We start from the raw sequence: 13,668 nt of genomic DNA, 5'->3' as shown, positions 1-13,668 counted from the left end.
CCACATCTGACGCGATGGACGCGGATTAAAGAGGGTGCGCCGTGCGCGGCACCCAAGACGGGCCGGCGGCGGCGCTTGCTGCGGGGCGCTTAGCCAATGACGACGCAATCCCGCCCTTGCCCCTTGGCCTGGTACAGCGCCTGGTCGGCGCGCTGCAGGATGGCGTCGAGCGGTTCGGCAGCGTCCCGGCAGAGGGTGAGCCCGAACGACAGCGTCAGCCCGGCGGCACCGGCCGGCAACAGCTCGCCGCTGAGCACCCCCACCCGGCGCCGCAACCGCACCAGCACGCTCTGCACTTCCTCGATGCTGGAGTGCGGGAACAGCAGCAGGAACTCCTCGCCGCCCCAGCGCGCGCAGACGTCGTAGTCGCGCACCCCTTCGGACAGACCATGGGCGATGGCCCCCAGCACGCGGTCGCCCACGTCGTGGCCGTAACCATCGTTGATGCTCTTGAAGTGGTCGACATCGGCCAGCGTCAGGCAGAACTGGCCGCCGCTGCGGCCCAGCCGCTGCAATTCCTCGCGCAGGCGGACCAGCGCGTGGCGGCGGTTGGGCAGGCCGGTGAGTTCGTCGCGACTCGACAGCCAGTGCAGGCGCTGGTTCATGTCGCGCAGCATGTTCTGGTAGCGGTCGCTGATGCGCACGATCTTCTCGACCTGACGCAGCTGGCGCTGATAGCGCGCGGCGTAGCTCAGGCCTCGGTCACGCTCGGCATCCTGGTAGCGGTCGGCGATGCGGCTCACCCGCTCGATCTGCCGGATCTGCTCGCGATAGCACTCGAAGAGCGAGGCGAGCGCCTCGTGCAGCGGATGGTCGGCGTAGGCCGGATCTGCCAGCAGGGTTTCGATGCGGCTTTCCAGCTCCTCGTGCTGTTTCATCGCGGCTCCGCGGGTTCAGTCGTTGGCGAGGATATCGAACGGGAAGGTGTAGTCCTCGCGGAACTCCTCGGCCAGTTCGGCCACCCGTTCATTCTCGCGCTCGTAGCGCCATTCGACGCCGACCGTACGGCCGCCGTCGAAGGCGCCCTGCAATTGGTCGAGCATATCCATCATGGCACGAATGCTGCTGGTATTGAGGTAGAGCAGTTGCAGCTGCAGCCGCAGCGGGCGGTCCTCACGTGCCAGGAAGGACTCGATCCAGTCGATGACCGGCTGGTACAGTTCGAAGGCATTTTCCGGGTAGGAATCGCCCTTCATCACCACACATCCTGCTTCCCAGTCTGCCCGGATGGCCGGAATCGAACCGGTCCCCTCGACGATCAGATCTTGCATGTCAACCTCGTCAAATCACTACGCGTAAACTGAAAAACGCCACACCGCCATCCAGCGCGGTCAGCGAGCACTGCAGCGGCTCGTAGGCGCGGCGCGCCAGGTCGATCAGGCCGAGCCCGGCGCCGGTCTTGGCGGACGGATCGCGCGGCTGGCGCAGCTGGTTCTTGTACTCGGCCTTGAGCCCGGCCTTGTCGAGCCGCGCCAGCGCCGCGATGCGCTCCACCAGCGCGTCGCCATCGGCCGGCAGCACCACGTTGCCGGCGCTGACCACGTAGCGGCCGTCCTCCGAGCGCGACACGATCAGCGTGGCGTGCGCGTCGGCCCCCTCCAGGCCGTGCAGGGCGGTGTAATGGCGGATATTCTGGGTCAGCTCGATGTACACCGAGAACACGTCGGTCACCGCCGACTGCGATTCCTGCAAGCCCTGCATATGCTTGCGCAGCGCCTGGCCGATCTCTTCGATCAGCGTTGCCGAGAACGGACCGTTGAAACACAGCATGATGCCCTGCTGGATGAAGGCTGCCCTCAGCGATAGTACATCGACCTGCTCCATGGACTCTCCTTATCTGTCGTGATCGCCCGGCAACGCGGGCTGATCGGCCTCGTCCTGCCGACCGAAACGGAACCCCAGCACCGTGATGTCGTCGCGCTGGGCGCGCTCGCCCTGGTACTCGGCCAGGCACTGCTGGAACGCTTCGCGCTGCTCGGCCACCGGCAGCTGGGCGTGGTGGCGCAGCAGTTCGGCGAAGCGTCGCCGGCCGAAACCGTAGCCCTTGTCGCCGCCGGACTGGTCTAGGAAGCCGTCGGTGGTGAGGTAATAACTGACCTCCGGGCGCAGCGTCATGACGTGATTGCGGAACGACGTCGGCTTGCGGTCGGCGATGCCGCCGCGCTCGCCGGCCACTTCGCCGACCTGCGCGCCGTCGCTCCAGTGTAGCGACAGCCGCGCCCCGGCAAAGGTCAGCGTGTTGTTGATCAGGTCGACCGCGCACAACCCGGCGTCCATGCTGGTGGCAAGATGGCGCGCCCCGGTTTCGTGGCGCAGCATGGCGCGCACCACCTGGTCCATGCGCTCCAGCAGCGCCGCCGGGTCGGCGAGGCCCAGTTCGCTCACGGCGACGTCGAAGGCGGTCTGCGCGATCATGGTCATGAAGGCGCCTGGCACGCCGTGACCGGCGCAGTCGACCACGCCCAGGAGGCAGCGGCCGGGGCCGGTACGGCACACGAAGAAGTCGCCGCCGACCACGTCGCGCGGCTTCCACAGCAGGAAGTGCTGCTCGCCCAGGAGTTCGCTGAGCGGGCCGTGCGGCAGGATGGCGTTCTGGATCAGGCTGGCATAGCGGATGCTGTCCTGCATCGCGCGGTGCGCCTGCAGCACCTGTTCGTTGGCCTGGGCCAGATCGCGCGTGCGCTCCTCGATGCGCTGCTCCAGCTTCTCGGTGTGGACGCGAATCTCGCCCGCCATGTGGTTGAAGGCGCGCGTCAGGTCGCCCAGTTCGTCGTCGCGGCGCGAACGCAATTCGATGCGGTAGTCGCCGGCGGAGAGCTGGGCCACCGAGCGGTGCAGGCGCGCCAGCGGGTTCAGCACCAGGCGGTCGAGGCCGAAGATGACCAGCAGCCCCAGCGCCAGCAGCACCACCAGGCCGCCCGCCGCCAGCGTGGCCAGCAGGCGTTCGTCCAGCACCGCGGCGGTGGAGAGGTCGACCGCGCTGATCACGTACCAGTCGAGCTGGGGGATGTACGAAATGCCCAGCAGCCGCGGCTGGCCTTGCAGCGTGACGCTGGCGGTCTGGGTGCCCTCCGGCGTGGCCTTGAGCGCGGCCAGGGCGCCGGCCAGGGCGGGCTGCTCCTCGGTGCGGATCAGCCGGTACACGGTCTTGGCGGAATTCAGGGAGGAGACGGAAGCGTACTGGATCAGGCGGGCGTCCGGGTGGGCCTGGATCACCCCCTGGCCGTTGACGATGATGTTGCTGACGCCGCGCTGGTGCGAGGCCACCAGATCGCGCAGGAAGTGCGACAGGTCGAGGCCGGTGCCGGCCATGCCGAGCACCTCGTCGCCGTCGTGGATCATCACGTTGAACCACACCTTGGTGACGCGCACCTTGCCGTCCACGTTGACGTTGAGCGCGTAGTCGCGCACATTCTGGCGCGTGGCGAAGTACCAGCCGTCCTCGGCGTCATTCGGCTTGAGGCGGTAGCGCGGCACGGCGGCGTTGGCCGCCAGCTTGTCGTCGCTGAAATAGTAGCTGAGGGAACGGTCGGCGACGATGGAGAAGGAATGATCGGCAAAGGCCTGGCGGAAGTTTTCGGCTTCGCGGAAGAAGGCCCGGCGCTTGGCCGGGTCCTGCTCGTCGCGCAGCCAGTCGCGCGTGACCTCGAGCCCGGCCAAGCGCTGCGACAGCGCCAGTTCGCGCGACAGCTGCGTCACCAGGGTCTGCTTTTGCAGCAGGGCATGATCGCGCGCGAAGGCGGCGCCGTAATGCTGGCGGATCGAATGCACCGCCAGGTTGCCGGCAAACAGCGCCAGCACCAACAGCACGGCGAACAACGCGGCCAGCGCCAGCGCCGATTTCCATCTCAAGCTCAAGTGACACTACTCCGCAGATTGCCGTTCCAGCGACGTCGACGGCCAATGCCGCATGTTACGCCAGAGCCCTGTCCGCCGTCATGCATAATCCGTTCATCATGTCACCCCCGGCGATACCCGCTCCCTTGACGGCGTGGCACAATATTGCTTTGCCATTCCCTGCCCCGCCCCCGCCATGAGCCTGAAACTGCACACCGTTCCCGTCACCCCGTTCGCCCAAAACTGCTCGCTGTTGTGGTGCGACGTTACCCTGAACGCCGCCATCGTCGACCCGGGCGGCGACATCGAACGCATCCTGGCCGAGGTGGCGGCGCGCGGTCTCACCGTGGTCAAGATCCTGCTCACCCACGGCCACATCGACCACGCCGGGGCCACCATGCCGCTGGCGCGCCGCCTCGGCGTACCCGTGGAAGGGCCGCAGCGCGAGGAGAGTTTCTGGCTCGATCAGTTGCCGAACCAGGGACAGATGTTCGGCTTTCCGCCGGCCGAGGCGGTGACGCCCGACCGCTGGCTGGAGGAAGGCGACACCGTGACGCTCGGCGAGGAAACGCTGGAGGTGCTGCACTGCCCGGGCCACACCCCCGGCCACGTGGTGTTCTACAGCCCGGCGGCCGGCCTGTTGATCGCCGGCGACGTGCTGTTTCAGGGCTCGATCGGGCGCACCGACTTCCCGCGCGGCAACCACCAGCAGCTGATCGACGCCATCCGTGGCAAGCTGTTCGTGCTGCCGGACGAGACCGTGGTGGTGCCGGGCCACGGCCCCTACACCACTATCGGCGACGAGAAACGCTTCAACCCCTTCGTCGCCGACGCGCGCTACCGCTGATGCCGCCGGAGTTCGCGCGCGCGGTGCTGGGGCTGGTGGCGCGCATCCCGCCAGGCCGCGTCAGCACCTACGGCCGGCTCGCCGAACTGGCCGGCTGGCCGCGCCATTCCCGCCACGTCGGGCACCTGCTGGGCCATCTGCCGGACGGCGTCAGCGTGCCGTGGCAGCGCGTGGTGGGCGCCGGCGGCCGCATCGCCCGCCCCGGCACGCCCGGCGCCGACTACCAGCGCCTGCTGCTGGAACACGAGGGCGTGGCGCTAAGCGCCAGCGGCCGCGTCGACCTCAAGCGCTACGGCTGGCCGGCGGCAGAGGACGATGTCTGATCCCGGCTTCGGCCAACCGTGCGAAATGAAAAACGCCACCGGCTCAGCCGGTGGCGTTTTTGCGAGCAAAGCATGCGGTCAACTGCGCCCGTTGGCCTGCTTGTAGGCCGCGATCAGCCGCGCCGTGGAGCTGTCGTGCGGCGCCGGGCCGCTCTTCCCGGCCAGTTCGGCGTGGATGGTCTTGGCGAGCTGTTTGCCCAGCTCCACTCCCCACTGGTCGAAGCTGTTGATGTGCCAGATCACGCCCTGCACGAAGATCTTGTGCTCGTAGAGCGCGATCAGCGAGCCCAGGTTGCGCGGATCGAGCCGGCTCATCAGCAGGGTGTTGGTGGGGCGGTTGCCGCCGAACACCTTGTGCGGCACCAGTTTTTCCAGCGCCTCGCCCGTCACGCCCTGCGCCGTCAACTCGGCGCGCACTTCGTCGGCGGTCTTGCCGCGCATGAAGGCCTCGGCCTGGGCGAACACGTTGGCGAGCAGGATCTCGTGGTGGCCGGGCAGGCTGGAACGGTTCTCCAGCGAGGCGATCAGGTCGATCGGCGAGATGTGCGTGCCCTGGTGCAGCAGCTGGAAGAAGGCGTGCTGGCCGTTGATGCCGGTCTCGCCCCAGATGATCGGCGCCGTTTCGAAATCGACCGGGTTGCCGTCGAGCATCACCTGCTTGCCGTTCGATTCCATGTCGAGCTGCTGGATGAAGGCCGGCAGGCGGTGCAGGTACTGGTCGTAGGGGGCGATGACATGCGAGCCACCGCCGTAGAAGTTGATGTACCACACCCCGATCATCGCCAGCAGCACCGGCATGTTGGCTTCCAGCGGCGCGTTGCGGAAGTGCTGGTCCATCAGATGCGCGCCGTTCAGGAGCTCGACGAAGTTCTCTTCGCCGAGGTAGAGCATGATCGGCAGGCCGATCGCCGACCACAGGCTGTAGCGCCCGCCCACCCAGTCCCAGAACTCGAACATGTTGGCCGGGTCGATGCCGAAGTCGGCCACCGCCTGCTGGTTGGTCGACACCGCGACGAAGTGCTTGGCGACCGCCTTTTCGTCGCGCGCACGCTGGACGAACCAGTCGCGCGCGGTGAGCGCGTTGGTCAGGGTTTCCTGGGTGGTGAAGGTCTTCGACTCGATCACGAACAGCGTGGTCTCGGGGTGCACGCGCTTGAGCGTTTCCTTGAGCTGGGCGCCGTCGACGTTGGAGACGAAGTGCATGTTCATGCGCGGGTGGGCGTACGGGCGCAGCGCGCTGCACACCATGAGCGGGCCCAGGTCGGAGCCGCCGATGCCGATGTTGACGATGTCGGTGATCGGCTGGTTGGTGTAGCCCAGCCACTCGCCCGAGCGCACGGCGTGGGCAAAGCGCCCCATGCGTTCCAGCACGCGGTTGACCTTGGGCATGACGTCTTCGCCGTCGACCAGGATCGGCGAATTGGTGCGGTTGCGCAGCGCCACGTGCAGCACGGCGCGGCTCTCGGTGACGTTGAGCTTCTCGCCCTTGAACATGGCCTTGATGCGCGCCGGCAGGCCGGCTTCGCGCGCCAGCTGCATCAGCAGTTGCAGGGTGTCGTCGGTGAGGCGGTTCTTGGAGTAGTCGAGCAACAGCCCGCCCACTTCCAGCGCGTAACGTTCGGCGCGTTCCGGGTCGCTCTCGAACAGCTCGCGCATGTGCAGCTGTTTCGCGTCGGCAAAGTGTTCCCACAGCTGTTGCCAGGCGGGCAGTCGGGTCAGTTCGCTCATGCCATCCCCTCAGTAGTCGTCGTGCCGGCTGCCCTGGCGTTTCGGCCGCAGGCTCAGCTTGGTTTTTTCCAGTTGGCCGATCACGCCCGGCCCGCGCCGCAACGCCACGCCGACGGCGAGGATGTCGATCAGCACCAGATGCACGATGCGCGAAATCATCGGGCTGTAGGTCTCGGTGTCTTCCGGGGCGTCGGCCACCAGCGTCACCGTGGCCTGCTTCGCCAGCGGCGAGCCGCTGGCGGTGATCGCCACCACCTTGGCACCGGCGTGCAGCGCCACCTCGACCGCGTCGAGCAGCTCGACGGTGCGGCCGGAGTTGGAGATGGCCACCAGCACGTCGCCCTCGCCCAGCACCGAGGCCGCCATGATCTGGGTGTGGGTGTCGGCGTAGGCGACGGTGGGAATACCGAAGCGGAAAAATTTGTGCTGGGCGTCGGCGGCGATGATGCCGGAGTTGCCCAGGCCGTAGAACTCGATGCGGTTGGCGTTGGCCAACAGCTCCAGCGCGGCGTTGACCGCCGCCGGGTTGACGTCGTTACGGCACTTGAGCAGCGCCGACACGGTGTTGTCGAATACCTTGGCGGCGATCTCGGAGGTCGGGTCTTCCGGGCGCACGCTGGAGTGCACGTACGGCACCCCGGTGACCAGGCTGCCCGCCAGCTTGAGCTTGAAATCCGGCAAGCCGGTACAGCCCATGGAGCGGCAGAAGCGGATCACCGTGGGCTGGCTCACCCCGGCGCTGGCGGCGATGTCGGCCACCGCCGCCTGCATCATGGTGTAGGGCTGTTCCAGGACCAGGTCGGCGACCTTGCGTTCGGCCGCCGACAGGCTGCCCAGCTGATTGCGGATTCGTTCAAGCATGCTGCTCCTCCAGGTGCGCGGCCAGCGCGGCGGTGGCGCCCAACAGCGCCGGCATGGCGTGCGTCATGATGTACACCGGCACCGCCGCGAGGTAGCCGGAAAAGCGCCCCTTGTCTTCGAAACGGGCACGGAACGGCGAGCTCTGGAAGTAGTCGAGCAGGCGCAGCACGATGCCGCCGCCGAGGTAGACCCCGCCGCGGGCGCCCAGCGTCAACGTCAGGTTGGCCGCCGCGGTGCCGAGCATGGCACAGAATGCGTCCAGCGTCTCGCGGCAGCGCGGGCATTCGCCGGACAGGGCGCGGGTGGAGATGTCGGCGGCGCGCAGGTCTTCGGCCTCCTCGCCGGCCAGCGCGGCGAGCGCCTGGTAGATCAGTACCAGGCCGGGGCCGGACAGCAGGCGCTCGGCCGAGACGTGGCCGTAACGCTCGCGCGCGAAGTGCCAGATCTGCGCCTCGCGCTCGTCGAACGGGGCGAAGCTGACGTGGCCGCCCTCGCCCGGCACCGGGGTGGCGCCGTGAGCGTGCGGCACCAGCGCCGAGACGCCGAGCCCGGTGCCGGGCCCGATCAGCGCGCACGGCGCGCCGGGCACGGCCTCGCCGCCGCCGACCTTGATCAGCGCGTCGGCCGGCAGGTGCGGCAAGGCCAGCGCCATCGCCGCCCAGTCGTTGATCACCAGGAAGGACTCCAGCGCCAGCGCCTGGCGCGTGGCTTCGATCGAGAACGCCCAGTGGTGGTTGGTCATCTGCACCCAGTCGCCGGTGACCGGGTTGGCGATGCCGATGGAGGCATGCCGCACCGTGGCGCCGACGTCGGCGAGGTAGGCGCGCACCGCCGCTTCCAGCGTCGGGTAGTCGGCGCAGGCCAGGACCTTGATCTGTTCCGGTTCGGCGCCGCCGGTGTAGAGCGCGAAACGGGCATTGGTGCCGCCGATATCGGCGACCAGCCAGGGAAAGCTATCAGGACGCCCAGTAAACATCGAGCGGTACCTCCGTGTGGTGCAGGACATGACTGATCGGCAGCGCGTCGTCGACGGCCTGCCGCGCTTGTTCGAATACCCGGCGCTTGGCCGGCCCCTGGATCGCCAGGAACAGCCGGCCGCAGGCCAGCAATGCGGCCAGCGTCATGCTGAGGCGCGTGTGCGACGCCGCCGGCGGGGTGACCGTGAGCAGCCGTTCGGCCGACGGCAGCGCGAGCCCGGCGGCGAGTTCCGGCGCGGCCGGGAACAGCGAGGCGGTGTGGCCGTCGTCGCCCATGCCGAGCACGGCGACGTCGGGCTGGCGCCAGGCGGCGCGCGCGGCGGCCAGGCTGGCGGCGGCATCGTCGGGGTGGAGCGCCAGCGGCAGGAAGCGCGCCGCGGCGGCGGCGCCGATGAGCAGGTGCTGGCGCACCAGTGCGGCGTTGCTGTCCGGGTGGTGTTCCGGCACCAGGCGCTCGTCCACCAGCGTCACCGTCACGTGCGACCAGTCGAGGTCGCTTTCGGCCAACCTTTGCAGGAAGGCCACCGGCGAGCGCCCGCCGGACACCGCCAGCACCGCCTCGCCGCGTTCGCGGATCGCCGTCGCGAGCGCGCCGTTCACCGCCTCGGCCAGCGCCGTGGCGGCGGCGGGCGCGGAGTCGAATTCAAACCATTGCATGGTGTTGTCTCTTCTTTATTTCACTCTTCACAGACTAAAGCCCATCCCAGTAGGGGAGCGAGCCAAAGCAGGTTGAGTGCCGCCAGCGCACAGGAACCGGAATGGACACAGGGTCCATGAGGATTCCGAGCACTGCCGGCGCTCAAGATGCGAAGGCGCAGCCGCCTAATGGGGGTGGGATTTCAGCTCTCCTCGTGCCACGACACTCCATCCCGCGACAGCAACGCGCTGGAGGCGGCCGGGCCCCAGCTGCCGGCGGTGTACTGCTTGGGCGGGGTGGTGCTGTGCTGCCAGTGGTCCATGATCGGCTCCACCCAGCGCCAGGCTTCCACCAGCTCGTCGCGGCGCATGAACAGCGCCAGCTTGCCGCGGATGACGTCGAGCAGCAGGCGCTCGTAGGCGTCGGCACGGCGCACCTTGAACGATTCGTGGAAGTCGAGGTTGAGGTGCACCGGCTGCAGGCGCTGGGTGTCGCCCGGCTCCTTGGACAGGAAGTAGAGGCGGATGCTTTCTTCCGGCTGCAGGCGAATCACCAGGCGGTTGGCGGTGTTCAGGCCCATCGGGCTGGGGAACAGGTGGTGCGGCACGTCGCGGAAGTTGATCACGATCTCGGCCAGGCGTTCCTGCATGCGCTTGCCGGTGCGCAGGTAGAACGGCACGCCGGCCCAACGCCAGTTGTCGATCTCGGCCTTGATGGCGACGAAGGTCTCGGTCTGGCTGCTGGCGGGGATGCCCTGTTCCTGCAGGTAACCCACCACCGGCTGGCCGTTGGCGGCGCCGGCCTTGTACTGGGCGCGCACGGTCTTGGCGGCGACGTCCTGCTCGCTGAACGGGCGCAGCGCCTTCAACACCTTGAGTTTCTCGTCGCGCACCGCGTCGGCGCCGAGGTTGGCCGGCGGCTCCATCGCCACGATGCACAACAGCTGCAGCAGGTGGTTCTGCACCATGTCGCGCAGCGCGCCGGTATTATCGTAGAAGTCGCCGCGCGTGCCGACGCCGAGCTCTTCGGCGATGGTGATCTGCACGTCGTGGATCCACTCGCGGCGCCACAGCGGCTCGAACAGCGCGTTGGCGAAGCGGATCGACAGCAGGTTCTGCACCGATTCCTTGCCGAGGTAGTGGTCGATGCGGTAGAGCTGTTCTTCCTTGAAGTGACGCGCCACCGCTTCGTTGATCTCGTTGGACGATTCCAGGTCGTGGCCGAGCGGCTTTTCCAGCACCACGCGCACCTTGTCGTGGTTCAGGCCGACCGCCGCCAGGTTGTCGCAGATACCCTCGAACAGGTCCGGCGCGGTGGCGAGGTAACAGACGGCGACACGCTCGTTGTGCTGCTGCAGCACCTCGGCCAGCGCCGGGTAGTGTTCCGGCGTGGCGGCGTCTACCTTGAGGTAGTCCACGCGCGCGAGAAAACCCTGCCAGGCGGCGTCGGAAAAGTATTCCTTGATGTGGATGCGCGCGCTCTTCTCCACCATCGCCAGGTAGTCTTCGCGCGCCATGTCGCGGCGACCCAGCGCCAGGATGCGGCCTTCTTCGTTCAAGAGGCCGGCGGCATGAGCCTGGTACAGCGACGGCAGCAGTTTGCGCATGACCAGGTCGCCGGTGCCCCCGAACAGCACCATGTCGAAGGCCGGGGTGTGCAGATTAGCGTTGTCCATCCTGAGTGTTCTCTCGCACAGTGGGTTGTGATGTAGTTATATTACCATTCGACGTGCCGCTGTCTACGGCAATTACACGGCCAAAGACAACAATTTCGATGCTGCAAAGCAACATGGAAATCAACGAAAATCCTTTATAAGCAATGGTTTTCAGCATTTGCACCACAGCCGCAGCGAGAAACCAGCTGCAACGTATTGCATTTTGACTGTAGTAAAACTACCATTCATCGCACATTACCCACCGGGATTACACCATGGCCTTACATCCCGTCATCGCCGACGTCACCGCCCGTATCGTTGCCCGCAGCCAGCCGCGCCGCGCGGCTTACCTGCAGCATCTCGACGCCGCCGCCAAACGCGGCCGCGTGGAGCGCACCCAGCTGTCCTGTACCAACCTGGCGCACGCCTTCGCCGCCATGCCGGACACGGTCAAGATTCATCTGAAGGAAGCCAGCCGGCCCAACCTCGCCATCGTCTCGGCCTACAACGACATGTTGTCGGCGCACCAGCCGCTGGAAGCGTTCCCGGCCTGGATCAAGGACGAGGCGCTCAAGGCCGGCGCCACCGCGCAGTTCGCCGGCGGCGTGCCGGCGATGTGCGACGGCGTGACGCAGGGCCAGGCCGGCATGGAGCTCTCGCTGTTCTCGCGCGACGTGATCGCCATGAGCACCGCCGTGGCGCTGTCGCACCAGATGTTCGACGCCGCGCTCTACCTCGGCGTGTGCGACAAGATCGTGCCGGGCCTGCTGATCGGCGCGCTGACCTTCGGCCACCTGCCGGCGGTGTTCGTGCCGGCCGGGCCGATGACCACGGGCATGTCCAACGACGAGAAGGCGCACATCCGCCAGCTCTACGCCGAGGGCAAGGTCGGCCGCGACGTGCTGCTGGAATCGGAGGCGCAAAGCTACCACGGCCCCGGCACCTGCACCTTCTACGGCACCGCCAACTCCAACCAGATGCTGATGGAGATCATGGGCCTGCACCTGCCGGGCACCGCCTTCGTCACGCCGGGCACGCCGCTGCGCGAAGCGCTGACGCGCGCTGCCGCGCACCGTGCCGTGGCGATCAGCCCGGGCCGCGAGCACTACACCCCGGTGGGCCGCCTCGTCGACGAGAAGGCGGTGGTCAACGGCATCATCGGCCTGTTGGCCACCGGCGGTTCGACCAACCACACCCTGCACCTGGTGGCGATCGCCCGCGCCGCCGGCATCGACATCAACTGGGACGATTTCGACGAGCTGTCGGCGGTGATTCCGCTGCTGGCGCGCGTCTACCCCAACGGCAAGGCCGACGTGAACCACTTCCACGCCGCTGGCGGCATGGGTTTCCTGATTCGCGAGCTGCTCGACGCCGGCCTGCTGCACGAGGACGTCACCACCATCATGGGCCCGGGCCTGCGCGCCTACACTACGGAACCGTGGCTCGACGACGGCCAGCTGGCCTGGCGTCCGGCGGCGGCCACGAGCCACGACAGCGGCGTGCTGCGTCCGGCGGCGGAGCCGTTCTCGGCCGACGGCGGCCTGCGCGTGCTCAAGGGCAATATCGGCCGCTCGGTGATCAAGGTCTCGGCGGTCAAGGCGGAACACCGCGTGGTGGAAGCGCCGGCGGTGATCTACCACGACCAGGACGAACTCTTGGCCGCGTTCAAGCGCGGCGAGCTGGAGCGCGACTTCGTCGCGGTGATCCGCTTCCAGGGCCCGCGCGCCAACGGCATGCCGGAACTGCACAAGCTGACGCCGACGCTGGCGGTGTTGCAGGAGCGCGGCTTCAAGGTGGCGCTGGTCACCGACGGCCGCATGTCCGGCGCCTCCGGCAAGGTGCCGGCGGCGATCCACGTCTCGCCCGAGGCCGTGTCCGGCGGCCCGATCGCCAAGCTGCGCGACGGCGACCTGGTGCGCGTCGACGCCAACAGCGGCGAGCTGACCGCGCTGGTGGCGGAGGCCGAATGGGCCGCGCGCGAGGTGGTTTCGGCCAACCTTGCAGGTAATGATTTCGGCGTCGGCCGCGAACTGTTCGCCGGCATGCGCACCTTGGCCGACGTCGCCGAACACGGCGCGATGACCTTCCACCACCCCCTGTGGAGAGATTGAAAGCAATGGATGCACTGACTCTGTTACGCCAAAGCCCGGTGATGCCGGTGATCGTGGTCAACGACGCCGCGGTGGCGGTCGACCTCGCCCGCGCGCTGGTCGCCGGCGGGATCCGCACCCTGGAAATCACCCTGCGCACCAAAGCCGCGCTGGCCGCGATGCGCCGCATCCGCGACGAAGTGCCGGACGCCCTGGTCGGCGCCGGCACTGTACGCACCCGCGCCCACCTGGAAGCCGCGCTCGACGCCGGCGCCCAGTTCGGCCTCAGCCCCGGCCTGACCCCGGAGCTGGCCGCCGCCGCGCGCGCCTCCGGCGTGCCGTTCATCCCCGGCGTGGCCACGCCGTCCGAGGCGATGCACGCCCAGGACGAAGGCTTCAACATCCTCAAGCTGTTCCCGGCCGAGGCGGTCGGCGGCATCAAGCTGCTCAAGGCGCTGGCCGGCCCGCTGCCGGAGCTGCGCTTCTGCCCGACCGGCGGCATCGACGCCAGCAACGCGCCGGCCTACCTGGCCCAGCCCAACGTGCTGGCGGTGGGCGGCTCGTGGCTGACCCCGGCCGACGCCCTCGCCGCCCAGGATTGGGAACGCATCACCCAGCTGGCCCGCGAGGCCAGCGCGCTGGCGGTGCGCTGATCCCCCCGTTTTTGTTGCTTGTTGCTTCCTTGCAGGGCCTGCCGACTCTCCCGGACAGGCC

At 68.0% G+C, this 13,668-nt stretch carries 13 protein-coding genes; 4 read left to right on the top strand and 9 right to left on the bottom strand.

Annotated features, from left to right (window positions below; translation table 11 throughout):
- Positions 1 to 89 precede the first annotated feature (89 nt).
- The 4 genes from siaD to siaA are packed head-to-tail and all read right to left on the bottom strand — an operon-like array spanning position 90 to position 3,858.
- Positions 90 to 878: a biofilm regulation diguanylate cyclase SiaD gene (siaD, locus tag NH8B_RS00590; protein ID WP_014085583.1), complete on the bottom strand. Its 789-nt coding sequence runs from the start codon at positions 876 to 878 to the stop codon at positions 90 to 92.
- A gap of 15 nt (positions 879 to 893) precedes the next feature.
- Positions 894 to 1,271 (bottom strand): biofilm regulation phosphoprotein SiaC, encoded by a 378-nt coding sequence (siaC, locus tag NH8B_RS00585; RefSeq protein WP_014085582.1) that lies wholly within the window; start codon positions 1,269 to 1,271, stop codon positions 894 to 896.
- Positions 1,272 to 1,281: 10 nt separating this feature from the next.
- Positions 1,282 to 1,824 carry a biofilm regulation protein kinase SiaB gene (siaB, locus tag NH8B_RS00580; protein ID WP_008954655.1) on the bottom strand — a complete coding sequence of 181 codons (543 nt, stop codon included), beginning with the start codon at positions 1,822 to 1,824 and terminating at the stop codon, positions 1,282 to 1,284.
- A 9-nt stretch (positions 1,825 to 1,833) separates the two neighbouring features.
- Entirely contained in the window at positions 1,834 to 3,858 is a 2,025-nt protein-coding gene (siaA, locus tag NH8B_RS00575; protein WP_014085581.1) for a biofilm regulation protein phosphatase SiaA, read from the bottom strand.
- Between the two features lie 175 nt (positions 3,859 to 4,033).
- Between siaA and NH8B_RS00570 the strand changes: the two genes are divergently transcribed.
- Both NH8B_RS00570 and NH8B_RS00565 read left to right on the top strand, forming a co-directional pair.
- Positions 4,034 to 4,684 carry an MBL fold metallo-hydrolase gene (locus NH8B_RS00570; RefSeq protein WP_014085580.1) on the top strand — a complete coding sequence of 217 codons (651 nt, stop codon included), beginning with the start codon at positions 4,034 to 4,036 and terminating at the stop codon, positions 4,682 to 4,684.
- A complete protein-coding gene (locus tag NH8B_RS00565; RefSeq protein ID WP_014085579.1) occupies positions 4,684 to 5,007 on the top strand; it encodes an MGMT family protein in 324 nt (107 codons plus the stop codon). Before NH8B_RS00570 ends, NH8B_RS00565 begins: the two co-directional genes overlap by 1 nt.
- A 78-nt stretch (positions 5,008 to 5,085) precedes the next feature.
- Here NH8B_RS00565 and pgi read toward each other — a convergent pair whose 3' ends face one another.
- The 5 genes from pgi to zwf all read right to left on the bottom strand — a co-directional run bounded on the left by pgi (position 5,086) and on the right by zwf (position 10,885).
- A complete protein-coding gene (gene pgi, locus NH8B_RS00560; protein WP_014085578.1) occupies positions 5,086 to 6,735 on the bottom strand; it encodes a glucose-6-phosphate isomerase in 1,650 nt (549 codons plus the stop codon).
- A 9-nt stretch (positions 6,736 to 6,744) separates the two neighbouring features.
- Positions 6,745 to 7,596 (bottom strand): transcriptional regulator HexR, encoded by an 852-nt coding sequence (gene hexR / locus NH8B_RS00555; protein WP_008954650.1) that lies wholly within the window; start codon positions 7,594 to 7,596, stop codon positions 6,745 to 6,747.
- Positions 7,589 to 8,572, bottom strand: a complete 984-nt coding sequence (locus NH8B_RS00550; protein ID WP_014085577.1) for a glucokinase — start codon at positions 8,570 to 8,572, stop codon at positions 7,589 to 7,591. The genes hexR and NH8B_RS00550 overlap by 8 nt, the downstream gene beginning before the upstream one ends.
- A complete protein-coding gene (gene pgl, locus NH8B_RS00545) occupies positions 8,553 to 9,230 on the bottom strand; it encodes a 6-phosphogluconolactonase (protein ID WP_014085576.1) in 678 nt (225 codons plus the stop codon). The genes NH8B_RS00550 and pgl overlap by 20 nt, the downstream gene beginning before the upstream one ends.
- A 182-nt stretch (positions 9,231 to 9,412) precedes the next feature.
- Complete coding sequence (gene zwf / locus NH8B_RS00540) at positions 9,413 to 10,885, bottom strand: glucose-6-phosphate dehydrogenase (RefSeq protein WP_014085575.1); 1,473 nt, start codon at positions 10,883 to 10,885, stop codon at positions 9,413 to 9,415.
- Between the two features lie 254 nt (positions 10,886 to 11,139).
- Between zwf and edd the strand changes: the two genes are divergently transcribed.
- Complete coding sequence (gene edd / locus NH8B_RS00535) at positions 11,140 to 12,975, top strand: phosphogluconate dehydratase (RefSeq protein ID WP_014085574.1); 1,836 nt, start codon at positions 11,140 to 11,142, stop codon at positions 12,973 to 12,975.
- Positions 12,976 to 12,980: 5 nt separating this feature from the next.
- Positions 12,981 to 13,607 carry a bifunctional 4-hydroxy-2-oxoglutarate aldolase/2-dehydro-3-deoxy-phosphogluconate aldolase gene (locus tag NH8B_RS00530; RefSeq protein ID WP_008954645.1) on the top strand — a complete coding sequence of 209 codons (627 nt, stop codon included), beginning with the start codon at positions 12,981 to 12,983 and terminating at the stop codon, positions 13,605 to 13,607.
- Positions 13,608 to 13,668: the final 61 nt, after the last annotated feature.

Origin of the sequence: Pseudogulbenkiania sp. NH8B, assembly GCF_000283535.1 — a bacterium.
Lineage (GTDB): Bacteria > Pseudomonadota > Gammaproteobacteria > Burkholderiales > Chromobacteriaceae > Pseudogulbenkiania > Pseudogulbenkiania ferrooxidans.
This window is presented reverse-complemented; position numbering and strand designations above follow the sequence as displayed.

What these genes read in the sequence shown, in the direction of transcription:
- siaD (WP_014085583.1), bottom strand. Translation starts at nt 878, where the DNA reads ATGAAACAGCACGAGGAGCTGGAAAGCCGCATCGAAACCCTGCTGGCA.
- siaC (WP_014085582.1), bottom strand. Translation starts at nt 1,271, where the DNA reads ATGCAAGATCTGATCGTCGAGGGGACCGGTTCGATTCCGGCCATCCGG.
- siaB (WP_008954655.1), bottom strand. Translation starts at nt 1,824, where the DNA reads ATGGAGCAGGTCGATGTACTATCGCTGAGGGCAGCCTTCATCCAGCAG.
- NH8B_RS00570 (WP_014085580.1), top strand. Translation starts at nt 4,034, where the DNA reads ATGAGCCTGAAACTGCACACCGTTCCCGTCACCCCGTTCGCCCAAAAC.
- NH8B_RS00565 (WP_014085579.1), top strand. Translation starts at nt 4,684, where the DNA reads ATGCCGCCGGAGTTCGCGCGCGCGGTGCTGGGGCTGGTGGCGCGCATC.
- pgi (WP_014085578.1), bottom strand. Translation starts at nt 6,735, where the DNA reads ATGAGCGAACTGACCCGACTGCCCGCCTGGCAACAGCTGTGGGAACAC.
- hexR (WP_008954650.1), bottom strand. Translation starts at nt 7,596, where the DNA reads ATGCTTGAACGAATCCGCAATCAGCTGGGCAGCCTGTCGGCGGCCGAA.
- NH8B_RS00550 (WP_014085577.1), bottom strand. Translation starts at nt 8,572, where the DNA reads ATGTTTACTGGGCGTCCTGATAGCTTTCCCTGGCTGGTCGCCGATATC.
- pgl (WP_014085576.1), bottom strand. Translation starts at nt 9,230, where the DNA reads ATGCAATGGTTTGAATTCGACTCCGCGCCCGCCGCCGCCACGGCGCTG.
- zwf (WP_014085575.1), bottom strand. Translation starts at nt 10,885, where the DNA reads ATGGACAACGCTAATCTGCACACCCCGGCCTTCGACATGGTGCTGTTC.
- edd (WP_014085574.1), top strand. Translation starts at nt 11,140, where the DNA reads ATGGCCTTACATCCCGTCATCGCCGACGTCACCGCCCGTATCGTTGCC.
- NH8B_RS00530 (WP_008954645.1), top strand. Translation starts at nt 12,981, where the DNA reads ATGGATGCACTGACTCTGTTACGCCAAAGCCCGGTGATGCCGGTGATC.